Origin of the sequence: Lawsonibacter asaccharolyticus, assembly GCF_022453915.1 — a bacterium.
In the GTDB taxonomy this organism is placed as follows: Bacteria; Bacillota; Clostridia; order Oscillospirales; family Oscillospiraceae; genus Lawsonibacter; species Lawsonibacter asaccharolyticus.
On sequence record NZ_CP091870.1, the window covers coordinates 656610 to 677939 of the forward strand.

Annotated in this window: 20 protein-coding genes; 13 read left to right on the forward strand and 7 right to left on the reverse strand. The window is 62.7% G+C overall.

Translation table 11 applies throughout. The features are described 5' to 3' along the window. The first annotated feature begins 71 nt into the window (after nt 1–71). The 10 genes from L9O85_RS02985 to L9O85_RS03030 all read left to right on the forward strand — a co-directional run bounded on the left by L9O85_RS02985 (nt 72) and on the right by L9O85_RS03030 (nt 10026). Nucleotides 72–917, forward strand: a complete 846-nt coding sequence (locus L9O85_RS02985; RefSeq protein WP_301579536.1) for a cell division protein FtsQ — start codon at nt 72–74, stop codon at nt 915–917. A 1-nt stretch (nt 918) separates the two neighbouring features. Continuing rightward, nucleotides 919–2610, forward strand: a complete 1692-nt coding sequence (locus L9O85_RS02990; protein ID WP_301579537.1) for an ABC transporter ATP-binding protein — start codon at nt 919–921, stop codon at nt 2608–2610. 5 nt (nt 2611–2615) lie between these two features. Continuing rightward, entirely contained in the window at nt 2616–3452 is an 837-nt protein-coding gene (locus L9O85_RS02995; protein ID WP_301579539.1) for an energy-coupling factor transporter transmembrane component T family protein, read from the forward strand. Nucleotides 3453–3470: 18 nt separating this feature from the next. Next, nucleotides 3471–4268, forward strand: a complete 798-nt coding sequence (locus tag L9O85_RS03000; RefSeq protein WP_301579541.1) for a PHP-associated domain-containing protein — start codon at nt 3471–3473, stop codon at nt 4266–4268. Continuing rightward, a complete protein-coding gene (locus L9O85_RS03005; RefSeq protein ID WP_301579542.1) occupies nt 4265–5050 on the forward strand; it encodes an inositol monophosphatase family protein in 786 nt (261 codons plus the stop codon). Before L9O85_RS03000 ends, L9O85_RS03005 begins: the two co-directional genes overlap by 4 nt. A gap of 10 nt (nt 5051–5060) precedes the next feature. Next, entirely contained in the window at nt 5061–5885 is an 825-nt protein-coding gene (locus L9O85_RS03010) for a MurR/RpiR family transcriptional regulator (protein WP_301579543.1), read from the forward strand. A 194-nt stretch (nt 5886–6079) separates the two neighbouring features. Continuing rightward, a complete protein-coding gene (locus L9O85_RS03015; protein ID WP_301579545.1) occupies nt 6080–7699 on the forward strand; it encodes a VWA domain-containing protein in 1620 nt (539 codons plus the stop codon). A 1-nt stretch (nt 7700) separates the two neighbouring features. After that, nucleotides 7701–8342, forward strand: a complete 642-nt coding sequence (locus L9O85_RS03020; protein WP_301579547.1) for a 5-bromo-4-chloroindolyl phosphate hydrolysis family protein — start codon at nt 7701–7703, stop codon at nt 8340–8342. Continuing rightward, complete coding sequence (locus tag L9O85_RS03025; RefSeq protein WP_301579548.1) at nt 8312–9379, forward strand: hypothetical protein; 1068 nt, start codon at nt 8312–8314, stop codon at nt 9377–9379. Before L9O85_RS03020 ends, L9O85_RS03025 begins: the two co-directional genes overlap by 31 nt. 59 nt (nt 9380–9438) lie before the next feature. After that, nucleotides 9439–10026 (forward strand): flavodoxin domain-containing protein, encoded by a 588-nt coding sequence (locus tag L9O85_RS03030; RefSeq protein ID WP_301579550.1) that lies wholly within the window; start codon nt 9439–9441, stop codon nt 10024–10026. Nucleotides 10027–10301: 275 nt separating this feature from the next. On the opposite strand, the gene groL is transcribed toward L9O85_RS03030, so the two are convergent. The 6 genes from groL to L9O85_RS03060 all read right to left on the reverse strand — a co-directional run bounded on the left by groL (nt 10302) and on the right by L9O85_RS03060 (nt 16021). Further along, nucleotides 10302–11930, reverse strand: a complete 1629-nt coding sequence (gene groL, locus L9O85_RS03035) for a chaperonin GroEL (RefSeq protein ID WP_050622602.1) — start codon at nt 11928–11930, stop codon at nt 10302–10304. Nucleotides 11931–12095: 165 nt separating this feature from the next. Further along, entirely contained in the window at nt 12096–12380 is a 285-nt protein-coding gene (locus L9O85_RS03040; protein WP_050622601.1) for a co-chaperone GroES, read from the reverse strand. A gap of 223 nt (nt 12381–12603) precedes the next feature. Further along, a complete protein-coding gene (locus tag L9O85_RS03045; RefSeq protein WP_276853964.1) occupies nt 12604–13518 on the reverse strand; it encodes a diacylglycerol/lipid kinase family protein in 915 nt (304 codons plus the stop codon). Between the two features lie 16 nt (nt 13519–13534). Then, on the reverse strand, nt 13535–14038 hold the full coding sequence (locus tag L9O85_RS03050; RefSeq protein ID WP_276853966.1) for a DUF3916 domain-containing protein: 504 nt from the start codon (nt 14036–14038) through the stop codon (nt 13535–13537). 10 nt (nt 14039–14048) lie between these two features. Continuing rightward, complete coding sequence (locus L9O85_RS03055) at nt 14049–15170, reverse strand: THUMP domain-containing class I SAM-dependent RNA methyltransferase (protein WP_050622598.1); 1122 nt, start codon at nt 15168–15170, stop codon at nt 14049–14051. 11 nt (nt 15171–15181) lie between these two features. Beyond that, nucleotides 15182–16021: a glycerophosphodiester phosphodiesterase family protein gene (locus L9O85_RS03060; protein WP_050622597.1), complete on the reverse strand. Its 840-nt coding sequence runs from the start codon at nt 16019–16021 to the stop codon at nt 15182–15184. Between the two features lie 235 nt (nt 16022–16256). Here L9O85_RS03060 and L9O85_RS03065 point away from each other — a divergent pair, with 235 nt between their 5' ends. After that, a complete protein-coding gene (locus L9O85_RS03065) occupies nt 16257–16694 on the forward strand; it encodes an NfeD family protein (RefSeq protein WP_077138665.1) in 438 nt (145 codons plus the stop codon). A gap of 12 nt (nt 16695–16706) precedes the next feature. Next, the gene (locus L9O85_RS03070; RefSeq protein WP_050622596.1) at nt 16707–17684 is read left to right on the forward strand and encodes an SPFH domain-containing protein; all 978 of its coding nucleotides are present in this window, start codon (nt 16707–16709) and stop codon (nt 17682–17684) included. 122 nt (nt 17685–17806) lie between these two features. Here L9O85_RS03070 and L9O85_RS03075 read toward each other — a convergent pair whose 3' ends face one another. Next, the gene (locus tag L9O85_RS03075; RefSeq protein ID WP_301579555.1) at nt 17807–19843 is read right to left on the reverse strand and encodes a serine hydrolase domain-containing protein; all 2037 of its coding nucleotides are present in this window, start codon (nt 19841–19843) and stop codon (nt 17807–17809) included. Between the two features lie 257 nt (nt 19844–20100). On the opposite strand from L9O85_RS03075, the gene L9O85_RS03080 reads away from it, so the two are divergent. Next, nucleotides 20101–21168 (forward strand): helix-turn-helix domain-containing protein, encoded by a 1068-nt coding sequence (locus tag L9O85_RS03080; protein WP_276757447.1) that lies wholly within the window; start codon nt 20101–20103, stop codon nt 21166–21168. Nucleotides 21169–21330 lie beyond the last annotated feature (162 nt).

Sequence of the window (21330 nt, forward strand, 5' to 3'; positions counted from 1 at the left end):
AATTTACATCCCGGTGGTACACTGTGCCTGTGTGAGCGAGAAACACACCATCATAGGGAGGAAAATATACTATGAGTATCGCACAGAAGCAGACTGCCACACAGTCCCAGAAGCTGATGATCTTTGTCCTGTCCATGTCCCTGTACGGGCTGGCCACCCTGTTCACCGAACTGATCCCCAAGTTCCAGGTGGGGGTCGTGGAGTTCTCCGTGGAGTACTTCCTGTTCATTCCCCTGACCCTGGCCATGCTGTTCGACCCCCTGTCCGCCGCTTTGGGCGCCGCCACCGGCGAGCTGGTATTCAGTGAGATCATGCTGGGCCAGTTCGGCGGCCTGGGCGAGCTGGAGAAGTTCCTCACCGTCACCATCGGCGTGTACATCGCCGGCCGGCTGGTGAAAAACCCGAAGAACCGCGCCATGGTGGGTGTAGCCGCCATCACCGGAACCGCCGCCCAGCTGCTGATGGGCACCGTGGTGGACATCCTGAAGGTCCAGCTGGCGGTGGAGGACTTCGAGGCCGTGGCCGGCCTTCCCGAGAGCGTGTTCGCCACCGAGGGCTTTGCCTTCCTCAACGATCTGCTGTTCTCCGGGATCCTGTTCTGCCTGCTGCCCACCCTGTACCTGGTGCCCAAGCTGTACGGCAAGATCGAGCCCCTGCTGGGCATGGCCCCCCGCACCCCGGAGAGCGCCGTCAGCGGTATCAGCCCCAAGGCTCTGATCGTGTGCGCCGTCGGCTTTGTGTGCGCCATCGTAGCCGAGCTGGCCGCCACCGCCGGCATGTCCCTCATCGACTGGGAGGCCGAGTGGGCCGAGAGCGGCACCGCCCTGGCTGTAGGCATGGTCGCCGCCGCCGCGGTGGCCATCATCGCCCTGCTGGTCATCAAGAAGAACGCAGGGAAAAAGTCTGCGGTGAACTGAGATGAACGCGGTTGAGATCGGCGGCCTGACCTACACCTACCCAGGCGTCCCTCAGCCCACACTCCGGGACATCAGCCTCCAAATTCCCAAAGGGGACTTCCTGGCGGTCGTTGGCAACAACGGCTGCGGGAAGTCCACTTTGTGCAAGGCCCTCAACGGCCTGATCCCCCACTTCATTACGGGGACTATGGAGGGGAGCGTCCAGGTGTGCGGCCTGAACACGCTGGAGAGCGACGTGGGTGTCCTGGCCCAAAAGGTGGGCTATGTGTATCAGGACTTTGAAAACCAGATCGTCCGGCCCACCGTGCTGGACGACGCCTCTTACTCCTGCCTGAACTACGCCTTTCCCGATTACCTGGAGCGGGGCAGAACCGCGTTGAAGCAGTGCGGTCTGGAGGGCCGGGAGGAGGAGTACGTCTGGCAGCTCTCCGGCGGCCAGACCCACCTGCTGGCCCTGGCCGGCGCGGTGTCCCTCCAGCCGGACATTCTGATCCTGGATGAGCCCATCGCCCAGCTGGACCCCATGCACGCCGACCGGATCTATGAGGTCCTTCGGGACTTGAATGAGAACCACGGCAAGACCATCCTTGTCATCGAGCACCACACCGAGTATATCGCCGACTTCTGCAAGCACGTGATGCTGATGAAGGACGGCCAGGTGCGCTGGATGCTGCCCACGGAGGAGGCCCTCCAGCGGGTGGAGGAGCTGGAGGAATGCAACATCTTCCCGCCCCAGGTGACCCAGGCGGCCCACCGGCTGCGGAGGGCAGGCCGTCTCCCGGCGGACATCCCCCTGCCCACCACCGTGGAGGGAGGAAAAGCCGCCTTCGCCGGACTGCATTATATCTCCCGGGAACGTCCGGCGCCAGCTGTCCCGGACGGAGAGAGCGCAGTCTCCTTCCAGGACATATCTTTGGCCTACCGCTCGGTGAAGGGGGAGCCCCACACCGTCTTTGACGGGCTGGATCTGGACATCCGCAAGGGGGAGAAGGTGGCCCTCATCGGCTCCAATGGGGCGGGCAAGTCCACCCTGATGAAGCTGATGGTGGGCCTGCTGAAGCCCAATGCCGGCACGGTGTCCCTGTTTGGGGAGGCCATCGGAGACAAAAAGGCTGAGGATCTGTCCCGGCAGATCTCCCTGGTCTACCAGAACCCGGAGGAGATGTTCATCAAGGACTCCATCCGGGCCGACATCGCCTATGCCATGGAGGCGCGGAAGGTCCCGGAGTGGGAGAAGCGCACCGCGGAGCTGCTGGAGCGGTTCCGGCTGACAGAGCTGGCAGACCGGGACGGCCGCCTCATGTCCGGCGGCCAGATGCGCCGGGCCAGTTTGGCCATCGGCATCGCCCTGAACCCGGGCATCCTGCTGCTGGATGAGCCCACCGCCAATCTGGACATCGCCACCCGGCGGGAGATCATGGCGGTGCTCTCGGATATGAAGGACATCATCCAGACCGCCGTCATCGCCACCCACGACATGCAGCTGGTGTGTCAGTGGGCGGAGCGGATCATTGTGCTGCGGGGCGGGCGTGTGGTGGCGGACGGGTCCCGGGACGAGATCTTTGCCCGGGCCGATGTGGTGGAACAGGTAGGCATCCGCCCGCCGGAGATCTTCACCATGGGGCAGGCTTTAGACAGGCGAGCCCTGTGCTATACCATCGACGAGTTCCTATCGTCTTTTCAGGAGGCGTGACCGCTGTGGAAAAATTGACCGCAAAACTCTCGGAGAGCATCCTGGATAAGCTCTCCATGGACTTCCTGCGCAATCAGGTGCTGAAGAACGCCTATGGCAACGATGACACCGTGATCGCCGGCCTGGACCCCCGAATCCTGCTGGCCTGGTATCTGTTCTTCGGCCTGGTGCCCTGGTTCGTGAGCGACATTCCCTTCCTGCTGGGGTGCTTCCTGCTGGTGATGGCCACCACCCTCCTGGCGAGAGTGGCGGGGCTGGTGCTGTTCCTCTTTGCCCTGGGGGTGTTCTCTCAGACAGGGTATCTCTTTATCGTGACGCTGCTGTTCGGAGGCGACGCCTCCGCAGTGGCGCCCCTGCTGATCCTCACCCTGAAGGTGGCCACCATCTCCCTGGCCTCGGTGACGGTATTCTCCGGGCTGGACCCGGACAAGCTGTCCAACGGCCTGATGTGGTACGGCTGCCCAGAGCGGCTGAGCTTCTCCATCTCCTACGCCTACCGGATGCTGCCCATGCTGATGGAGGAGTTCCAGAATGTGCTGCTCTCCTACCGCCTTCGGGGCAATCCCCCGGCTCACGAGACCTTCGGCGGCAAGGTGAGGTATCTGATTTATCAGGTGAAGATCATCATGCAGTCCTTCTACCCCCTGATGCTCAACACCGCCAAGCGCTCCCGCACCACGGTGGAGGCCCTGGAGCTGCGGGGCTACCGGTACGCGGCGGTGAACAAGTCCGTGAAAAAGATCAAGCTGGCCGCCCTGAAGGTCACTTATAACGATGGACTGTTCCTGGCCATCTCCTTTCTGGTGGTGGCGGTGGCCGTCCTGATCTCCACACTGCTGTAAGAAAGAAGGTCATTTCTCTTGCGCCTGGATTTTCACACCCACGGGAAGCTGGCCAAAAAGCTCCCATTTTCCACCGCCTACACCGACTGGCTCTTCGGCGAGGCCAGACAGGCCGGACTGGACGCCCTGTGCTTGACGGAGCACTTCAACACCCTCCAGTTTGCCGATGTGTACGGCTACATCACCTCCGTGAGCCGGAGAACCGGGGACGCTCTGGAGCTGGAGAACGGCCTGAAAATTTTCCCCGGCATGGAGACCGATGTGGCCGAGGGGGGCCATATCCTGTCCATCGGGCCCCTGGAGGCCATTCTGGAGCTGAACCGCCGGCTGGAGAAACACAAGGAGAAGGGCTCCTTCCTGCCCTTCGAGGGGCTGATGGACCTGTTCGGGGACTATCCGGTGGTGGTGGGCTGCGGCCACCCCTTCCGCGCCCCCGGCCATGTGCCCGATCTGCCGGAGGAGCAGCTTCACCGCCTGAAATTTCTGGATCTGAATGGGAAAGACCTGGCTCTTGACCGGGAGAGGACGGAGCGGCTCACCCATGACCTGGGGAAAAAGCTGGGCATCCCTGTGGTGTCCGGCAGCGACACCCATCAGGCGGTGCAGTACGGCTGCGTCACCACGGTCTTTGAACGGGAGGTGGACACCGTCCCCGCCCTCTATGGGGAGATGACAGCCGGCCGCTACGCCATTGATCTCTCCGACACCGCCGCCTTCCAGGTGCGCACCGCCTGTCTGCTGAAGCGGTCCTTGAAGGAGATCCATGCCCTGGGAGGCGACTACGTGGCCATTCTGACCCGGGAGGCCACCGCATGACCGCCCTGACGGATTCCCTGGCGGAGGGGGCCGTCCAGACGGTATTGGAGGCGGGGGAACTGCTGACCGATCCCGCCGCCGTTCAGAGCATCCGCTCCAAGGGCGAAACGGACTATGTGACCAATGTGGACGTGGCGGTACAGGCGTTTCTGCGGAAGCGTCTGGCCGCCCTGGCCCCGGATGTCCAGTTTATGGGAGAGGAGCAGGACAATACGGGGCTGGACTGGAGCCGCCCCTGCTGGATCCTGGATCCGGTGGACGGCACCACCAACCTGATCCACAGCTTCCGGCACAGCGCCATCTCCTTGGCTCTGGCGGAGGGTGGACAAGCTGTCTTTGGTGTGGTATACAATCCTTATACGGAGGAGTACTTCACCGCCCGCCGGGGCGGCGGAGCGCTCCGAAACGGAGTCCCGATCCACGTCAGCGATGTCTCCCGGCTGGAGGACAGCCTCCTGTCCACGGGCACCGTCCCAGGCCGCCGGGAGCTGGCGGATGCGGCTTTCCGGCAGATGCGGGCGCTGTATGACCGGTGTCAGGACGTGCGCCGCACCGGCTGCGCCAGCCTGGACCTGTGCTGGGTGGCCTGCGGACGGCTGGACGGCTATGTGGAACTGTCTCTCCAGCCCTGGGACTACGCCGCCGGAATGCGCATCGCGGCGGAGGCTGGAGGAAAAGTCACCGCCCCCGACGGCAGCCCCCTATCCCTCCGGGAGGGCGGGCCTCTGCTGGCCTCTAACGGGCGGCTCCACAGCGCGCTGCAAGCAATTTTGAAAGAATGAGGGGGTTGTCATGGACCTGCACCTTCCCACCCCGGCCGGGGAACTGACCCGGGCGGAGCAGAAGATCCTGGACTATATCAACACCAACACGGATGCTTTCCTGTTTTCTTCCATCGGCCAACTGGCCCAGCGGCTGGAGCTCTCCGACGCCACGGTCTCCCGCTTCGCCCGCCATGTGGGCTGCCGGGACTTCAAGGCGCTGAAATCTCTGGTGCTGGAGCAGTCTCCAGGCCCGGCGGTAAAGCTGGCGGCCACACTCAGTCAGGGAGCGCGTTTTTCCCCACAGGCCTGGCTGGAGCGGCAGCGGGCGTACCTGGAGACGACCATACAGCAGCTCTCCACCGGGGAATTTGACCGGGCGGTGGAGGCTCTCTGTTCTGCCCGGCGGGTGTTTCTTCACGGAAAAAACGCCTCCGCTTCCATGGCACAGCTGCTCCATTTCCGCCTGCGGCGGCTGGGCTTACAGGTGTCTCTCCTTCCCTCCGGCGGTTCTGAACTGCTGGAAGGACTCGCGCAAGCGGCGGAGAACGATCTGGTGGTGCTGTTCAGCTTCTCCAAGCTCTCCCGGGAGGGCCGCATCCTCCTGGAGCACAGCCGGTCCGCCGGCTATCGGACCTTGGCCTTTGTGGGCCGCACCTGCCTGCCCGCGGAGGAGCGGGCGGACATCAGCCTCTTTGCCTACCGGGGGACAGAGAAGGAGTATCACTCTATGGCAGCTCCCGCCGCCCTGCTGGATGCTCTGGCAGTCGCTGTGGCGGAACGGTTGGGAGACGAAGGTACGCAGCGTCTCCAGTCGCTGCACCGGATGAAAAAGGACTATTTTCCAGACGGATGAACGCATCCCCCATGCCCGCACATGGGGGATGCGTTCATTTTCCAGGATGATGCACAAATTTTACACGCATTTTACTGCGCCGCGGTAGTGGGCGCAAGCCGGCTGTGATATGGTAGATTAGGATTATTTTATATATTCCGCGCATAGGCTTGCGCTGCCTGCGCACCACATCTGAAAAGGAAGGATCTGCTGCTATGAAACGCGCAGTTTTATCCGCATGTATCCTGGCATTTGCATTGCTTTTGACAGCCTGTGGCCCGGCATCGTCTGACAGCACCGCCTCCGCCAGCGATCCCGCCAGCGGAGAGCAGGCTTTCAACTACGGCGGGGACGTGACCCTGCGCATTCTCTCCGGCTCGGAGAACCAGGAGCTGGAGGGTATCCTGGATGACTTCGTCCGGGAGCGGGGCGTGAACATCGAGATGGACTACCAGGGCTCCCTGGACATCATGCGCGCCCTCCAGGGGGAGACCATCGACTACGACGCGGTGTGGCCGGCCAGTAGCCTGTGGCTCACCGCCGGGGACACCCAGTACCGGGTGAAGCACGCCCAGTCCATCTCCATCACCCCGGTGGTCTTCGGCATCCGCCAGAGCCTGGCGGAGGAGCTGGGTTTTGTGGGCCGGGAGGTGTCGGTCAGCGACCTGCTCTCCGCCATCCAGGCGGGGGAGCTGGAGTTCTGCATGACCTCCGCCACCCAGTCCAATTCCGGGTGTAGCGCCTACATCGGCTTCCTCTACGCCCTGCTGGGCAATCCGGATGTGATCACGTCGGAGAGCCTCCAGACCCCCGGCCTCTCGGAGCAGATCACCCAGTTGCTCTCCGGCGTGGACCGGTCCTCCGGAAGCTCTGACTGGCTGAAGGACCTGTTCCTCACCGGTGGCTACGACGCCATGGTGAACTATGAGTGCCTCATCATCAGCGCCAATCAAGAGCTGGAGGCGCGGGGGGAGGAGACGCTGTACGCCGTCTACCCCTACGACGGCCTGTCCATCGCTGACTCCCCCCTGGGCTATGTGGACAACGGGGACGCCGAGAAGGAACAGGCCTTTCTGGATTTACAGGAGTATCTCCTGTCCGACGAGGTGCAAAACGAGATCCAGCGCACCGGCCGCCGCACCGGTTACGAGGGGGTGTCGGCGGAGAACGCCGACGTGTTCCGCGCCGACTGGGGCATCCAGCCGGACCGAGTGCTCTCCCCCATCCGGATGCCCTCCACCGATGTGCTCATGGAGTGTCTGAACCTGTACCAGACGGAGTTCCGCAAGCCCTCCCTCACGGTCTACTGTCTGGACTACTCCGGCAGCATGGAGGGGATCGGCCGGGAACAGATGGTGGAGGCCATGAGCCAGATCCTGATCCAGGAGAACGCAGAGCAAAATCTGCTCCAGGCCTCGGAACACGAGGTCAATATCCTCATCCCCTTTGAGGGCTACCCCCGGGACGTCTACACCGCCGAGGGCAACGGGGCGGAGCTGGAGGATCTCTACGACCAGGTGGAGGCGGAGGTAGCCTACGGCGGCACCGACATCTATTATGCCGCCATGGAGGGCCTGCGGCAACTGGATGACTACGACCTGAGCCAATACACCCCTGCCATCATCCTGCTGACGGACGGGGTGTCCGACGGGAGTTTTTCCGACTTCCGGGACGGCTACGAGGCCTTCGGGGCGGATGTGCCGGTGTTCTCTATCATGTTCGGCTCCGCCGATCCCACCCAGCTGGAGGAGCTGGCGGAACTGACCCACGCCCGGGTCTTCGACGGTCGGGAGGACCTGATCGGGGCCTTCCGCAGTGTGAAGGGGTACAACTGAGATGAAGAAAGGACAGCTCCGGCAGCTGGGACTGTCGCTGGGCGTGGGGGTCGCGGCCTTTTTTGTCCTGGCCCTGGGGCTACGCTGGAATTTCCTGTTCAGCGCCGCGCTGGGAGTTGGAATCTATCTGGGAGTGTGGTTCCTGCTGGCCCCAAAGGCGGATCCCATCACCCTCTATTTCGCCCAGCGGCCAGACGGCGGCGAGATGCGGGCCCTGATGGAGGAGGCGGAGCGGGATCTGAAGGCCATCCGTTCGGCCGCCGGCCGCATCACGGACGTCCGGACCCATGAGGACGCCCTGGCCCTCACGGAGACGGGGGATCGCCTCTATCGGTATCTCCGGGAGCATCCGGAGAAGATTTCGTCGGCCAACCGCTTCCTCATCTACTATCTGGACACGGTGGGCCGGATCCTGGGGCAGTATGTGAACTTCCAGGACGCGGGGCTGGGGACTTCCGAGGTGCGGGAGTTCCAGCGGAAGGTGCGGGCCATTTTGCCAAAACTGAAGACCGGATTCGAGGAACAGCTCAGCCAGCTGATGGCCTCGGAGCGGTTCGACGCGGAGGCGGACATGAAGGTCATGGAGGGCCTGCTGAACACGGAGGGATTCCAATGGGAAGCAAATCAAAATGGATCGGTCTGATCATTCTGCTGGCCGTCATCGCTGCGGCGGCGATCTATCTGCTGCTGGGCGGCGGCCCCCAGCCGGAGCCCACCGTTCTGCGGGGCTACGTGGGGGGCGAGAAGATCGGCCTGCTGGAGGATGAGGCGGTACAGGACATCCTGGAACGGGAGTACAGCCTGACGCTGGACTATGCCAAGGCGGGCTCCCTGGACATGGTGGCGGCGGACCACGAGGGCCGGGACTTCCTCTTTCCCTCCAGCCAGACCGCCCTGGAGTACTACCAGCAGCTCTACGGCGCGCCGGACAAGAGCCAGATCGTGTTCAACACCCCCATCGTCCTCTACACCCACCGGCCCATCCTGGAGGCGTTCCAGAAAGAGGGACTGGTGACAGAGCGGGACGGGGTCTACTACATGGACATGGCCGGTCTGGTGGTGGAGATCGAGACGGGCACCGCCTGGGCGGATCTGGGGTTGCCGGAGCTCTACGGCACCGTGGCGGCCAACACCACCGACCCTGTGCGCTCCAACTCCGGCAATATGTTTGCGGGGCTGCTGGCCAATGTGCTGTGCGGCGGGGTGGCGGATGCGGACAGTGTGGAGGCCGTGCTGCCCCGCCTGAAGGCCATCTTCGAAAAGCTGGGCTATATGGAGGCGTCCTCCTCCGACCTGTTCGACCAGTTCCTCAAGACCGGCATGGGGGCCAAGCCTGTGATCGCCGGCTATGAGAACCAGCTGCTGGAGTTCGCTGTGGAAAACCCGGAGGACTGGGCGCAGCTGAAGGATGACATCGTGCTGATCTACCCCACCCCCACCGTCTGGTCCTCCCATATCTTCATCGCTCTGGATGAGGCAGGAGAGGCGGGCATCGACGCCCTGCTGGACGAGGAGGTCCAGCGCCTGGCCTGGGAAAATCACGGCTTCCGCACCGAGGTATCCGGCACGGACGCCGACGAAGACCACTTCGGCGTCCCCCACCTGGCCGCGGAGATCACCCAGGTGGCCGCCATGCCCAGCTACGCCGCCATGGAGAAGATCATCGCCGCTCTGTCGTAAACGTAAATTTTACCGCAGGGCTGGATAAATGCGCTGTGCAAAGGGAGGCATTTTCACAGATGGATGGGCTCATCGTCTATGGCAGCAAATACGGCACGACCCGCCGGTATGCGGAGGAGCTCTCCCGGCTCACCGGCCTGCCCGCCATCCCCTGTGGGGAATTCCACAGGCTGGCTGAGGGGAGTATCCTTGTCTATCTTGGGGCGCTCTATGCCGGCGGGGTGCTGGGGCTCAAGCAGGCAATGAAAGGACTTTCCCTCGGGGATGGCCAGCGGCTGATCGTGGCCACTGTGGGTCTGGCCGACCCTGCGGAGCCGCAGAACCGGGCGCATATTCGCGCGGCACTTCAAAAGCAGCTGCCGCCGGAGCTTTCGGAGCGGGCCGTTCTCTTCCACCTCCGGGGCAGTATTGACTATGCCGTTCTGTCCCCACGCCACCGGGCCATGATGGCCGCAATGTGCTTCTCCCTGCGCAGGAAGCCGGCGCGGCAGAGGTCCGCTGAGGACCAGGCGCTGCTGGAGACTTACGGAAAACAGGTGGACTTCACGGATCTCTCTGCGCTGGCTCCCATCGTCAGAGAGATCCTGCGCGGATATGATATGCTGGGAAAGAAGTGCCTTCGACCAGAGCGGCCGATGGGCATCTGATCGCGTACAGGGGTCAGTGATCCAAACCCGTTAGCAGCTATCCCCAAAATGGCATTGAGTGATTTTCAGATACTTACAGTCTGAAGAATTTACGACCAGAGTTCTTGTGGTCACGACTGAAAAGTAGATACATAAACATGATCAGCCCGCCGGCTCCGAAAGGAACCGGCGGGCTGATATTCTGCCTATCAAGCGCTGAATTGGTGTAGATTTGGTGTAAATCGGGGACACCAGCCACAGAAGATCCAGCGGTATCAAGGGTCAGGGGCTATTTTTTAGTACATGCCGCCCATGTCGGGAGCGGCGGGGGCTGCAGGTGCGGGAGGCTGAGGCTTATCGGCCACCAGGGATTCGGTGGTCAGGAGAGTAGAGGCAATAGAGGCGGCGTTCTCCAGAGCGGAGCGGGTCACCTTGGTGGGGTCAACAATGCCAGTGGGGATCATGTCGCAGTAGACCTCGTTGTAGGCGTCGAAACCGTAGCCCACCTTGCCGGACTCGCGGATCTTCTCCAGCACCACAGAGCCATCAATGCCGGCGTTGGCAGCGATCTGCTTCACGGGGGCGGTCAGTGCGCGGGCCACGATCTGCAGACCGGTCTTTTCGTCGCCCTCAGTCTCAGCGTAAAGCTTCTCCACGGCGGGGATGGCGTTCAGATAGGCGGTGCCGCCGCCGGCCACGATGCCTTCCTCCACAGCAGCGCGGGTAGCGTTCAGGGCGTCCTCGATGCGCAGCTTCTTCTCCTTCATCTCCACCTCGGTGGCAGCGCCCACCTTGATAACGGCTACGCCGCCAGCCAGCTTGGCCAGACGCTCCTGGAGCTTCTCCTTGTCGTAGTCGGAGGTGGTGACTTCGATCTGGCTCTTGATCTGGCCGATGCGGGCCTTGATCTCTTCGGAACTGCCGGCGCCGTTGACGATGGTGGTGTTCTCCTTGGTGACCTTCACCTGGCGGGCCTGACCCAACTGATCCAGAGTGGCCTCCTTCAGCTCCAGGCCCACGTCGGAGGAGATCACAGTGCCGCCGGTGAGGATGGCGATATCCTGGAGCATCTCCTTGCGGCGGTCGCCGAAGCCGGGGGCCTTGACGCACACCACGTTCAGGGTGCCGCGCAGGCGGTTGACGATCAGGGTGGACAGGGCGTCGCCCTCCACATCCTCAGCGATGATCAGCAGCTTCTTGCCGGACTGGACCACCTGCTCCAGAACGGGCAGCAACTCCTGGATATTGGAGATCTTCTTGTCGGTGATGAGGATGAGGGCGTCGTCCAGGTTGGCCTCCATCTTCTCAGTGTCGGTGACCATGTAGGGGGTGACATAGCCGCGGTCGAACTGCATGCCCTCCACTACCTCGGAGTAGGTCTCGGCGGTTTTAGACTCCTCGATGGTGATGACGCCGTCGTGGCCCACCTTCTCCATGGCCTCGGCGATCAGCTGGCCGATGGCCTCGTCGCCGGAGGAGACAGCGCCCACGCGGGCGATGTCAGCGGAGCCGTTGACCTTCTGGCTGTTGACCTTCATGGCCTCGATGGCGGCGGCAGTGGCCTTGGCGATGCCCTTCTTCATGACCATGGGGTTGGCGCCGGCGGCCAGGTTCTTCAGGCCCTCCTTCACGATAGCCTGGGCCAGCAGGGTAGCAGTGGTGGTGCCGTCACCGGCCACGTCATTGGTCTTGGTGGAGACCTCCTTCACCAGCTGGGCGCCCATGTTCTCAAAGGGGTCCTCCAGCTCGATCTCCTTGGCGATGGTCACGCCGTCGTTGGTGATGAGGGGGGCGCCGAACTTCTTGTCCAGCACCACGTTGCGGCCCTTGGGGCCCAGAGTGATCTTGACGGTGTCAGCCAGCTGGTCCACGCCCTTTTCCAGAGCCTTGCGGGCTTCCTCGCCGTAGCAAATGATTTTAGCCATAACACATTACCTCCAATTTAGAGAAGACTTAGTTTGAATCAGAAATTAGGAGTTAGAACTTAGGAATTGCGGCGGTCCGGCTTTACCGTAGCCATTGGGATCGACTGCCGCCTCAGGCAATTCATCGATCCGACGTTTCTCATTCCTAATTGCCGTCGCTGAATTTCACTCTACAATGGCCAGGATATCGTTCTGACGGACGATGGTCACCTCTTCGCCGTCGATCTTTACCTGGGTGCCGGAATACTTGCTGGTGATGACCTTGTCTCCCACCTTCACGGTCATAGTGACCTCCTTGCCGTCCACCATGCCGCCGGGGCCCACAGCCAGGACCTCGGCCACCTCGGGCTTCTCCTTGGCGGCGCCGGTGAGGATGATGCCGCCCTTGGTGGTCTCCTCGGCCTCCACCATCTTCAGAATGACGCGGTCAGCTAAGGGCTTGAGTTTCATAACAGGTTCCTCCTTATATGATATTGGTATTAAACGAGTTGGGGAGAGTGCGCCGACACTGTGGCCGACAGGACTCTCGGAATGTTAGCACTCAATAAAACTGAGTGCCAACCACGAGTATGATAATAAACGTTTTAAAACAAAAAATCAACCCCCAATTTCAAAAAATTGCGGGCAATTTCGTAAAAGTTTACCGTCCGTTCACAAAGTGGAGAAAAGAGTGCTAAAATTCGGGGGAATAATCGGCACCCGCAGGGAAGAAAAAGTTGATTTTCAAGGGGGAGAGGCGGACGGTGAAGCGGGTCCCGCGCATGACCTCGCCGTCCACCACCACGGTGATCTCCCGGGGGGAGGAAAAGGAGAGGGACTGGCCGTGCCAGTCGGTGATAAGTTGGGGGTACTGCCGGTAGAGCCCCTGGGCGTACTTGCCCACCAGGCGGAAGAAAGTGAGGCGGCTGATCTCCCCCACGGCCAGGACATCCAGCACACCGTCGTCCGGCATGGCGTCCGGCACGGGCATGAAGCCGCCGCCGTAGTGCCTGCCGTTGCAGATGCACAGGATGGCGGTCTGCCGCTCCTGCCAGTCCAGGCCGTCGGCACGGATGGTCAGGGGACGGCAGAGGCCGCGGAAGATGACCTGCTCCGCCAGGGATAGAAGATAGGCGCCGATACCGGAGACAAAGCGCAGGTCCTTATATCGGTGCACCCCCGCGGCGATGCGGGCGTCCACGCCGGCACACACCACGTCCAGGCCCAGCTTGCCGTTGCAGTCCATCAGGTCAAAGGCACGCTGGGGGCCGGCGGCCAGGGCCTCCAGGTCGTAGAACAGCTCCCGGAAGCGGGGGCCGAACAGCTTGAGAAAGTCGTTGCCCGTCCCCTTGGGCACGCAGGTGACCGCGGCGTTGTCAAAGCTCGCCGCCCCGTTGACCACCTCGTTGAGGGTGCCGTCCCCGCCGCAGGCGTAGATGCGCACCGGCCCCCCCGTCCGGGCCGCCGTCGCCGCCAGCCGTTGGGCGTCCCCGGCCTCCCGGGTATAGGCCACCTCGTGGGGAAAGGACAGCCGGGACAGCAGGGTCTCCAGCCGGGCGGTGCTCTCCGGCCTGCCCGCCGCCGGGTTGATGATGAACAGGTGCCTCATAAATACCTCCGATGGGTCAGGGCAGCTCCCCATAGCCCCAGATCAGCGTCCGCTCCACATAGCCCGCCCAGTGGAACTCCTCCAGCACGCACCGCTCCGGGAGCGTGGAGGACAGCCCCAGCTCCGTCAGCAGAGAGCGGTCCTTTTGGAGGGTCCAAAGCCCGTCCGCCGGGTCGGTGCGCAGCCAGAAGGTCTCAAACCGCTCCCGGTCATAGATGAGGACGATCTCCGCCTGGCCCAGGTCTCCGCCAGGCATAAAGAGGAATATTTTGCAGAAGGGCAGGTCCGCCGGCTTGGCGGCGATGAGGGCCTCCGTCTTGCGCAGCAGGGCGGAAAACAGGGCCTTCCGGCCCTTTCCACGGGGGTGGAAAAACCGGTAAGAGTACAGGTCCAGCTCCAGAAATTCTTCCCGACCATCCGCCTCGTCCGGGCGCCAGTCGGGCTGGTAGTCCTCTACCACCCGGATCAGCTTCCTGAGCATCCGCCGATAGCCCCGGAATTTTTTGACACGATATGCCATGATGCACCTCCTATTTGACGCCGTAGAGGAACAGGTCACATTTCAGCATTCCGTTATATAACTTCCGCTTCCGGTCCGCCGTCTTCCCAAAGGTGCGCTCAAACTCCGTATGGGAGGAGAGCAGATACAGCTTCCAGGTCTCCGGGAACTTGGTCCAAGCCTTTCCGAAGGCGCGGTACAGCTCCTCTGCCTCCCGGCGCTCCATAATGCGCTCGCCGTAGGGAGGATTGGTGACGATCCGGCCGTACATCCCGCCCCAGTGGAAGGTGCGGGCGTCCGCCGCTTCAAACCTTACAATGTCGTCCACCTCGGCCAGCTGGGCGTTGTGCCGGGCCAGCTCCACGGCGGCAGGGTCGATATCGCCGCCCCAGATCTCATAGTCCCCGTGGAACTCCCGGTCCTGGGCCTCATCGGCGGCATCCATCCAGGCCTGAGCGGGGAGCCAGCTCCACTTCTGGGCGGAGAAGGAGCGGTTCAGGCCCGGAGCCCGGTTTTTGGCGATGAGGGCGGCCTCGATGGGGATGGTGCCCGAACCGCAGAAGGGGTCGCACAGCGGGTCCCGGCCCCGGTAGCGGGAGAGGAGCACCATGGCGGCGGCCAGGGTCTCCCGCAGGGGGGCGTCCACCCCGTGGGCCCGGTAGCCCCGCTTGTAAAGGCCTGGTCCCGAGGTGTCCAGCATCAGGACGGCGGTGTCTTTCATGATGGAGAACTGGATCTGGAAGAGCGCTCCGGTCTCAGGGAGGGTATTCAGGCCGTAGGCATCCCCCAGACGGGCGGCGGCCGCCTTTTTCACAATGGATTGGCAGGCAGGCACGGAATGGAGGGCGGAATTAAGGCAGTGCCCCTTGACAGGGAACCGGCCCTCCCGGGGGATGAACTGCTCCCAGGGGAGGGCACGGGTCCCCTCAAACAGGGCGTCGAAATCTCCGGCAGGGAAGGTGCCCAGCACCAGCAGCACCCGCTCCCCGGTGCGCAGATTTAGATCCATCCGCGGGATGTCGCCGGGCCGGCCGGAGCAGAGGACGCGGCCATTTTCCGCCCGCACCTGGTCCAGCCCCAGGCGGCGCAGCTCATCCGCAGCCAGGGCCTCCAGGCCGAAGAGGGTGGGGATCGCAAAGTTCAGAGTTTCCATGGCAGTTCTCCTTATTCCTGGGGGGCGGGCGCCCCGAGATCAGTGTAGATGCCCGAGATGCCCTGGCGGACCAGGGCGGCCTGATCCGCCGGGTCATTGACCGTGTGGACGAAGAGGGGGACCTGGGCCTCCAGGAGCGCCTCCACATAGCCTGGGGTGTCCGCCAGCTCCGCCGGGAAGGTGATCCCCTCCAGGGGATGTTCAGCAGCAAAGCGGACCAGGGCGGCGGTGTCCTGCTTTTCGGACCAGGACATCTGATACACGGTGAGGATGATGTGCTCAAAGCCCAGATCTGCCACCTGGTCATATTCTTCCGGGTGGTAGATCTGAATGATGAAGCGGCTGCGCAGATCCGGACAGCGCTGGGCGATCAGGGCGGCGCCCGCCGCGCAGTCCTCCTTGATGTCAGTGACGATGGAGACGCCGGGGTGTTCCCTCAGCCAGGCGATCAGATGATCCAGGGTCAGGGAAGTGAAGCCGTAGGTGCTGTCCCGGACGGCCTCGAACTGGGCCAGGGTGGGGGAGTCCGTGTCCAGGATGCGGCCATAGAAAGCGTTCCAGTCGTGGACGCAGACCAGCTCCCCGTCGCAGGTCCAGGAGAAGTCCAGCTCCAGCAGCCGGAAGCCGTTTTCGTAGGAATGTTCCAGCGCCTCCAGACTGTTGCTGCCCGTCACTCCCTCCGGGGTGACGCCGCCGGCGTGGAGGATCATCAGGGGGGTGTGGAGCTGCTGCGCCTGAGCGGTGATGGCAGGAAGGGAGACGGCCAGGCCCGGCGGAGCAGAGAGGGGAGCTCCGGCGGACAGGGAGGCAGTGAGCATGAGGGAGAGGATAAGTTCTGAAACGATGGGCATGGGCGGGATTCTCCTTTAAGCGTCGAGAGAGATTGGTAAAAAACAGTATATCGGATTTTTCGCCATTAGGCAAATACTTTATAGAGCGGAAAGGCGGCGCTCCCCCGATCCTGAAATTATTTACAGAAAAAAGAGAGAAAACCATAGCAATTTTTTGTAAGATATGATATCCTGTCATCCAAGGAAAGAAGTTTTCTTTCCAGCCCCCCGGGATGGGAACAGAAAGGAGTGTGCTATGATACCCATACCGTTTACTGTGCTCTGGCTGATCGCCCTGATCGTGTTCGCGGTGGGGGAGGCTATCACTGTGGGCCTGACCTCCGTTTGGTTCGCGGTGGGTGCTCTGGGTGCGCTGATCGCGGCAGGCTTTGGCGCGGCGCTGTGGCTCCAGGTGGTGGTCTTTCTGGCTCTGTCCGGGGTGACCCTGCTGCTGGTCCGCCCCTTGGCAAAGAAGTTCCTGACGCCCCGCTACCAGGCCACCAACGCGGACCGGGTCATCGGCGCCACAGCACTGGTCACAGAGGAGATCGACAACCTGAAGGGGAGCGGCCTGGTGAATATCTCGGGACAGGTCTGGACCGCTCGCTCCGCCCATGACGTTGTCATACAGCCTGGGCGGGAGGTCAAGGTGCTCCGCATCGAGGGAGTCAAGGTTTTTGTAGAGCTGTTATAAGGAGGAGAGATCATGGATAGTATTCTTTCGTTTTTAGTGCCCATCATCCTGGTGGTGCTGGTGCTGCTGGTGCTGGCCGCCAACGTCCGGGTGGTCCCGCAGTCCCGCGCATTTGTCATTGAACGCCTGGGCGCCTTTCAGGGCGTGTGGGGCGTGGGCCTGCACTTCAAGATCCCGTTCATTGAGCGGGTTGCAAAGAATGTTTCCCTGAAGGAGCAGGTGGTGGATTTTCCCCCCCAGCCCGTCATCACCAAGGACAATGTTACCATGCAGATCGATACGGTGATCTATTTCCAGATCACCGACCCTAAGCTGTACACCTATGGGGTGGAGAATCCCATGTCCGCCATTGAGAACCTCACTGCCACCACCCTGCGCAACATCATCGGTGACTTGGAGCTGGACCAGTCCCTCACCAGCCGAGACCACATCAACGGTCAGATGCGGGCCATTCTGGACGAGGCCACCGACAACTGGGGCATCAAGGTCAACCGGGTGGAGCTGAAGAACATCATGCCGCCCAGAGACATTCAGGAGTCCATGGAGAAGCAGATGCGGGCCGAGCGCGAGCGCCGTGAGTCCATCCTCCAGGCCGAGGGACAGAAGCAGTCCCAGATCCTGGTGGCTGAGGGCGAGAAGCAGTCCGCCATCCTGCGGGCTGACGCGGCCAAGCAGGCCGCCATCCTTCAGGCTGAGGGCGCCAAGCAGGCTAAGATCCTGGAAGCCGAGGCCCAGGCCCAGGCCATCATGAAGGTGCAGCAGGCCACCGCTGACGCCATTAAGCTCATCAACGAGGCCAACCCCGGCGACGGCGTGCTGAAGATCAAGGCCCTGGAGGCGTTCACCGCCGCCGCCAACGGCAAGGCCACCAAGATCATCGTACCCAGCGAGATCCAGGGCCTGGCGGGCCTGGCCGCCGCGGCGAAAACGGTGTTCGACACCGAGGACCCTAAGCCGGCCGCCCCCAAGACCACCCTGCCCAAGCAGTAAGACACAGACACGATCCAGGCGCCGCCCCATGGGGCGGCGCCTGTTTTTATGGCCGGCGGTGCGGTCCGGCTGACAGAAAAAAGGAACGCTCCGGACGCCGGAAGGGCGGCCGGAGCGTTTGCTCAGGGTTGTGAGAGATAGATGTGGAACTGGGCCCCCTCCTCGCCGGAGAAGACGATCCAGCCGTTTTCCGGAAGAACAACGGTGGTGTCTCCATAGAGCCAGGAGCTGGCCTGGAGGCCCAGAGCGGCGTCATACACATAGAAACCGCCGTTTTCCGGGACCTCCACCGTCATCTGACTGCCGGCGGCCTCGCCTGTCCGGTACCAGCGGGCTGTCTGCCCCGGGCGGATGATGCACCAGGACTCCGGCCCGGAGAAGATGGGGGAGACGGAGCTTGCGTCCTGATAGAGGGAGCCGTTGAGCTCCAGGGTCTCGCAGCCGTCTACATCCAGCACACGGATCACGGCACTGTCCCGGCTTCCGGTGCCGGGGATCTGAAGGACTGGGGCAGCGGTGTCAGGGGCGGTGAGCTGATTGGTGAGCAGATAGCCCTCCGGGCTGCCCTGAAGGGTGACGGCGGCAAAGACGCCGCTTAAGGCGTAGTAGGCGGAGGACCAGCGCTCGTTGGTTTGAACGTACATCTTGCCCTCTCTAGCCTCCCAGGCGGCCTGAGTGGCCTCGTCCGGCTGGGAGCTGGGCAGGCGCTCCATGGCGTAGGAGGCCACACAGAGGGTGGTCAGGCCGGGAATGGAGGCGTAGCTCTTCTGATAGAGGTAGGTCTCCCCGTTGTCCTCCTGGACCAGCTTGAGCAGGACGGAATCGCTCTCGTCCCGGAAACTGCCGTCCTCCCGGTAGGTGAAGGTCCCCTCCATCCCGGTAAGGGTGAGCACGCCCTCGTCGGTGATCTGGAGCTGGGCGGCGGCGGTGGAGGTGCCGTACCAGCCGCTGAGCTGGGTCAGCTCGGCGGGCATCTGGGCGGGCTGGGCGGGGGTGAGGGCGGCCTCCTCCTCCACCTCGACGCCCTGCTCAGCCAGGGCATCCAGAAGGATACGGGCGGCGGCTAGCTGATTGTAGGTGCTGATCCCGCCGGAAGTGAGCACCGCGGCGGCCATGTCATACTCGGGCAGGATGACCAGTCCGGCATGATAGACGATGGTGTCGCCCCCCTTGACCAGGGCCTGGATGCCGTTCTGACTGAAGGGGAACATATGGACGCTGTCCCAGCCCAGGCCATAGGCGACGGCGTCGCCGTCACTGTCCTCGGGCCACATGCCCAGCAGATACTGGTCGCTGGCCATCTCATCCAAAGACGCCTGGCTCAGCAGACCTTCCCCGCACAGGGCGCCGCCGAAGGCGGCCAGATCGCTGGCGGTGGAGTAGATGCCTCCCGTGCCCACGATGGTCAGGTTCTCGGCGGGCAGGGCCCGGGTGTCAGTCCCCAGATAGGTCTTGACCAGCCGGCTGGTATCGAACTCCTCCATAGGGGTCAGGGTGTTCTCCAGTCCCAGAGGCTCCAGCAGGTACTGGTTTAGAAAGGCGGTGTACTCCATGCCGCTGACCCGCTCGATGACCAGCTGGGCCAAGGTGAAGCTGTCGTTGGAGTAGACGCTGTAAGCGCCGGGCTCGGCCTGAAGGGTCTGCCCGGCCAGCCGCTCCAGCAGGCGGGAGGGAGCGTCATCGTTCCCCTGGTCCCCGAACAGGAAGGCGTCATTGGTGGTGCCGCCCATCAGGCCGGAGGAGTGGTTGAGGAGCATGCGCACCGTGATCTGGGTGTAGCGGGGGTCTGCCATGGTGAAATCAGGGAGATAGGCGGTGACCGGCTCATCCAGGTCTACTTTCCCCTGCTCCACCAGCTTCATCATGGCGGCGGCGGTATAGGTCTTGCTGATGGAGCCGATGCCGTACAGGTCATCATCGGTGAGCGCGCGGTTCTCCGTCTTGGAGTAGACGCCGTCGTGCCCCTGGAGGGTGACCTCTCCGTTCTCCCAAAGGGCGTACTGGACACTGACGGCGCCGCCATACTGCATGGCGTACTGGGCGGCCTCATGGGCGGCCTGGGCCCGGTCCTCCTGTGCGGCGGAGGCGGGCAGGGCCAGAGAGAGGGAAAGGACCAGCGCCAGGAACAGGGCGGTCCATCTGCTGCGAAGGTGTGTCATAGGATCTTCCTTTCTGATATGGAGGTTGGTTTCATTATAGCGGAAGCAAGGGCCCTGTCAAGGGAATGGAAAGCGGAAAATTGTGCATATTTCAGCACAATTTTGTCCTCTGACCACAGTCAGAGGACAATTTTTCTGAAAACAGAAAAAATATGAACAGCGGTTAATTTTTTTGAAGGAAAGGTGAATACCCTTCGGTTGCGGAGAAAAGGTCTCCTCTGATACAATGGGCACACCAAGGAAAAGGGGGACGGAACATGAAATTTCACGAGATCCTGCGGCAGCGGCGCCTGGCACTGAGGCTGACCCAGGAACAGCTGGCCCAGCGGCTGGGGGTGTCAGCGCCAGCTGTCAACAAGTGGGAGCGGAACAACTCCTATCCGGATATCACCCTGCTGCCCCCGCTGGCCCGTCTGCTTGAGGTGGACCTGAACACCCTGCTCTCCTTTCAGGAGGAACTGACAGAGGAGGAGATCGGAGCATTTGCCAATGTGCTGGGGGAGAGAGCCCAGCAGGAGGGCTGTGAGGCCGCCTTCCGTCTGGCCCGGGACAAGCTGCGGGAGTACCCAAACAGCGACCTGCTGGCCTATACGGCGGCCCAGATACTGGATGGGGCACTGGTGCTCTGGAAGAGGGGGGAGAACGACCCGGAACGGGAGCAGGCGTGGAAGGGGGAGATCCTGGCCCTCTACCGCCGGTGCGCGGACAGTGGAGACAGGCGGGTGCGGGAGCGGGCGGAGCGGATGCTCATCTCCCAGTACATGGCCCAGGGAGAGCTGGAGCAGGCAGAGGAACAGCTGGCCCGCCTGCCCCAGGAGGACCGGGAACGGCCCATGCTGGAGGCCATGCTCCGCAGGAAACAGAAGCGGTCGGAAGAGGCGTGGCCCATTCTGGAGCGGGAGCTGTTCCGGCAGGCATCAGATCTCCAGTCTACCCTCATGGCTTTGATGGACCTGGCGCTGGAGGCGGGGGACAAGACGTGCGCGCGGCAATACAGTGAGACGGCGGAGCAGGCGGGACGGGTGTTCCAGCTCACCGCCTACGCAGTGGCGTCTGCCCCGCTCCAGCTGGCGCTGGCGGAGCAGGACGGCCCCGAGGCGCTGGCGGTGCTGGAACGGCTCCTGCGCAGCCTGGAGGAGCCCTGGGACCTGAGTGCGTCCCCTCTCTACCGCCACTTGCCCACAAAGGAGGCTGCGAGGGAAGTCCAGCAGATTATGCTCCAATATCTGCTGGAGGAACTGGAGCGGGACCCGGAATCCGCTTTCCTCCGGGAGACCCCCGGATACCAGGAGATGCTGGAGCGGGTCCACCGGGCAGAAATATAGATAAAATCAATTATTTTATAAGAAAGATCGATTTGAAAAATGGATTGGGGAGGAGTATGATGGGGACAAGATGAGACAGGTTCACGGCAGCGCGCCGGGCGGGACAGGGATACCTCCCCCCTGCTTCCCCCGGGGCGGCCGAAGCGTGGTGGAGCCGTGTCC

Excerpts from the sequence above, each read along its gene's own strand:
- L9O85_RS02985 (WP_301579536.1), top strand. The coding sequence starts at position 72 with ATGAGTATCGCACAGAAGCAGACTGCCACACAGTCCCAGAAGCTGATG.
- L9O85_RS02990 (WP_301579537.1), top strand. The coding sequence starts at position 919 with ATGAACGCGGTTGAGATCGGCGGCCTGACCTACACCTACCCAGGCGTC.
- L9O85_RS03005 (WP_301579542.1), top strand. The coding sequence starts at position 4,265 with ATGACCGCCCTGACGGATTCCCTGGCGGAGGGGGCCGTCCAGACGGTA.
- L9O85_RS03010 (WP_301579543.1), top strand. The coding sequence starts at position 5,061 with ATGGACCTGCACCTTCCCACCCCGGCCGGGGAACTGACCCGGGCGGAG.
- L9O85_RS03015 (WP_301579545.1), top strand. The coding sequence starts at position 6,080 with ATGAAACGCGCAGTTTTATCCGCATGTATCCTGGCATTTGCATTGCTT.
- L9O85_RS03020 (WP_301579547.1), top strand. The coding sequence starts at position 7,701 with ATGAAGAAAGGACAGCTCCGGCAGCTGGGACTGTCGCTGGGCGTGGGG.
- L9O85_RS03025 (WP_301579548.1), top strand. The coding sequence starts at position 8,312 with ATGGGAAGCAAATCAAAATGGATCGGTCTGATCATTCTGCTGGCCGTC.
- L9O85_RS03030 (WP_301579550.1), top strand. The coding sequence starts at position 9,439 with ATGGATGGGCTCATCGTCTATGGCAGCAAATACGGCACGACCCGCCGG.
- groL (WP_050622602.1), bottom strand. The coding sequence starts at position 11,930 with ATGGCTAAAATCATTTGCTACGGCGAGGAAGCCCGCAAGGCTCTGGAA.
- L9O85_RS03040 (WP_050622601.1), bottom strand. The coding sequence starts at position 12,380 with ATGAAACTCAAGCCCTTAGCTGACCGCGTCATTCTGAAGATGGTGGAG.
- L9O85_RS03045 (WP_276853964.1), bottom strand. The coding sequence starts at position 13,518 with ATGAGGCACCTGTTCATCATCAACCCGGCGGCGGGCAGGCCGGAGAGC.
- L9O85_RS03050 (WP_276853966.1), bottom strand. The coding sequence starts at position 14,038 with ATGGCATATCGTGTCAAAAAATTCCGGGGCTATCGGCGGATGCTCAGG.
- L9O85_RS03055 (WP_050622598.1), bottom strand. The coding sequence starts at position 15,170 with ATGGAAACTCTGAACTTTGCGATCCCCACCCTCTTCGGCCTGGAGGCC.
- L9O85_RS03060 (WP_050622597.1), bottom strand. The coding sequence starts at position 16,021 with ATGCCCATCGTTTCAGAACTTATCCTCTCCCTCATGCTCACTGCCTCC.
- L9O85_RS03065 (WP_077138665.1), top strand. The coding sequence starts at position 16,257 with ATGATACCCATACCGTTTACTGTGCTCTGGCTGATCGCCCTGATCGTG.
- L9O85_RS03070 (WP_050622596.1), top strand. The coding sequence starts at position 16,707 with ATGGATAGTATTCTTTCGTTTTTAGTGCCCATCATCCTGGTGGTGCTG.
- L9O85_RS03075 (WP_301579555.1), bottom strand. The coding sequence starts at position 19,843 with ATGACACACCTTCGCAGCAGATGGACCGCCCTGTTCCTGGCGCTGGTC.
- L9O85_RS03080 (WP_276757447.1), top strand. The coding sequence starts at position 20,101 with ATGAAATTTCACGAGATCCTGCGGCAGCGGCGCCTGGCACTGAGGCTG.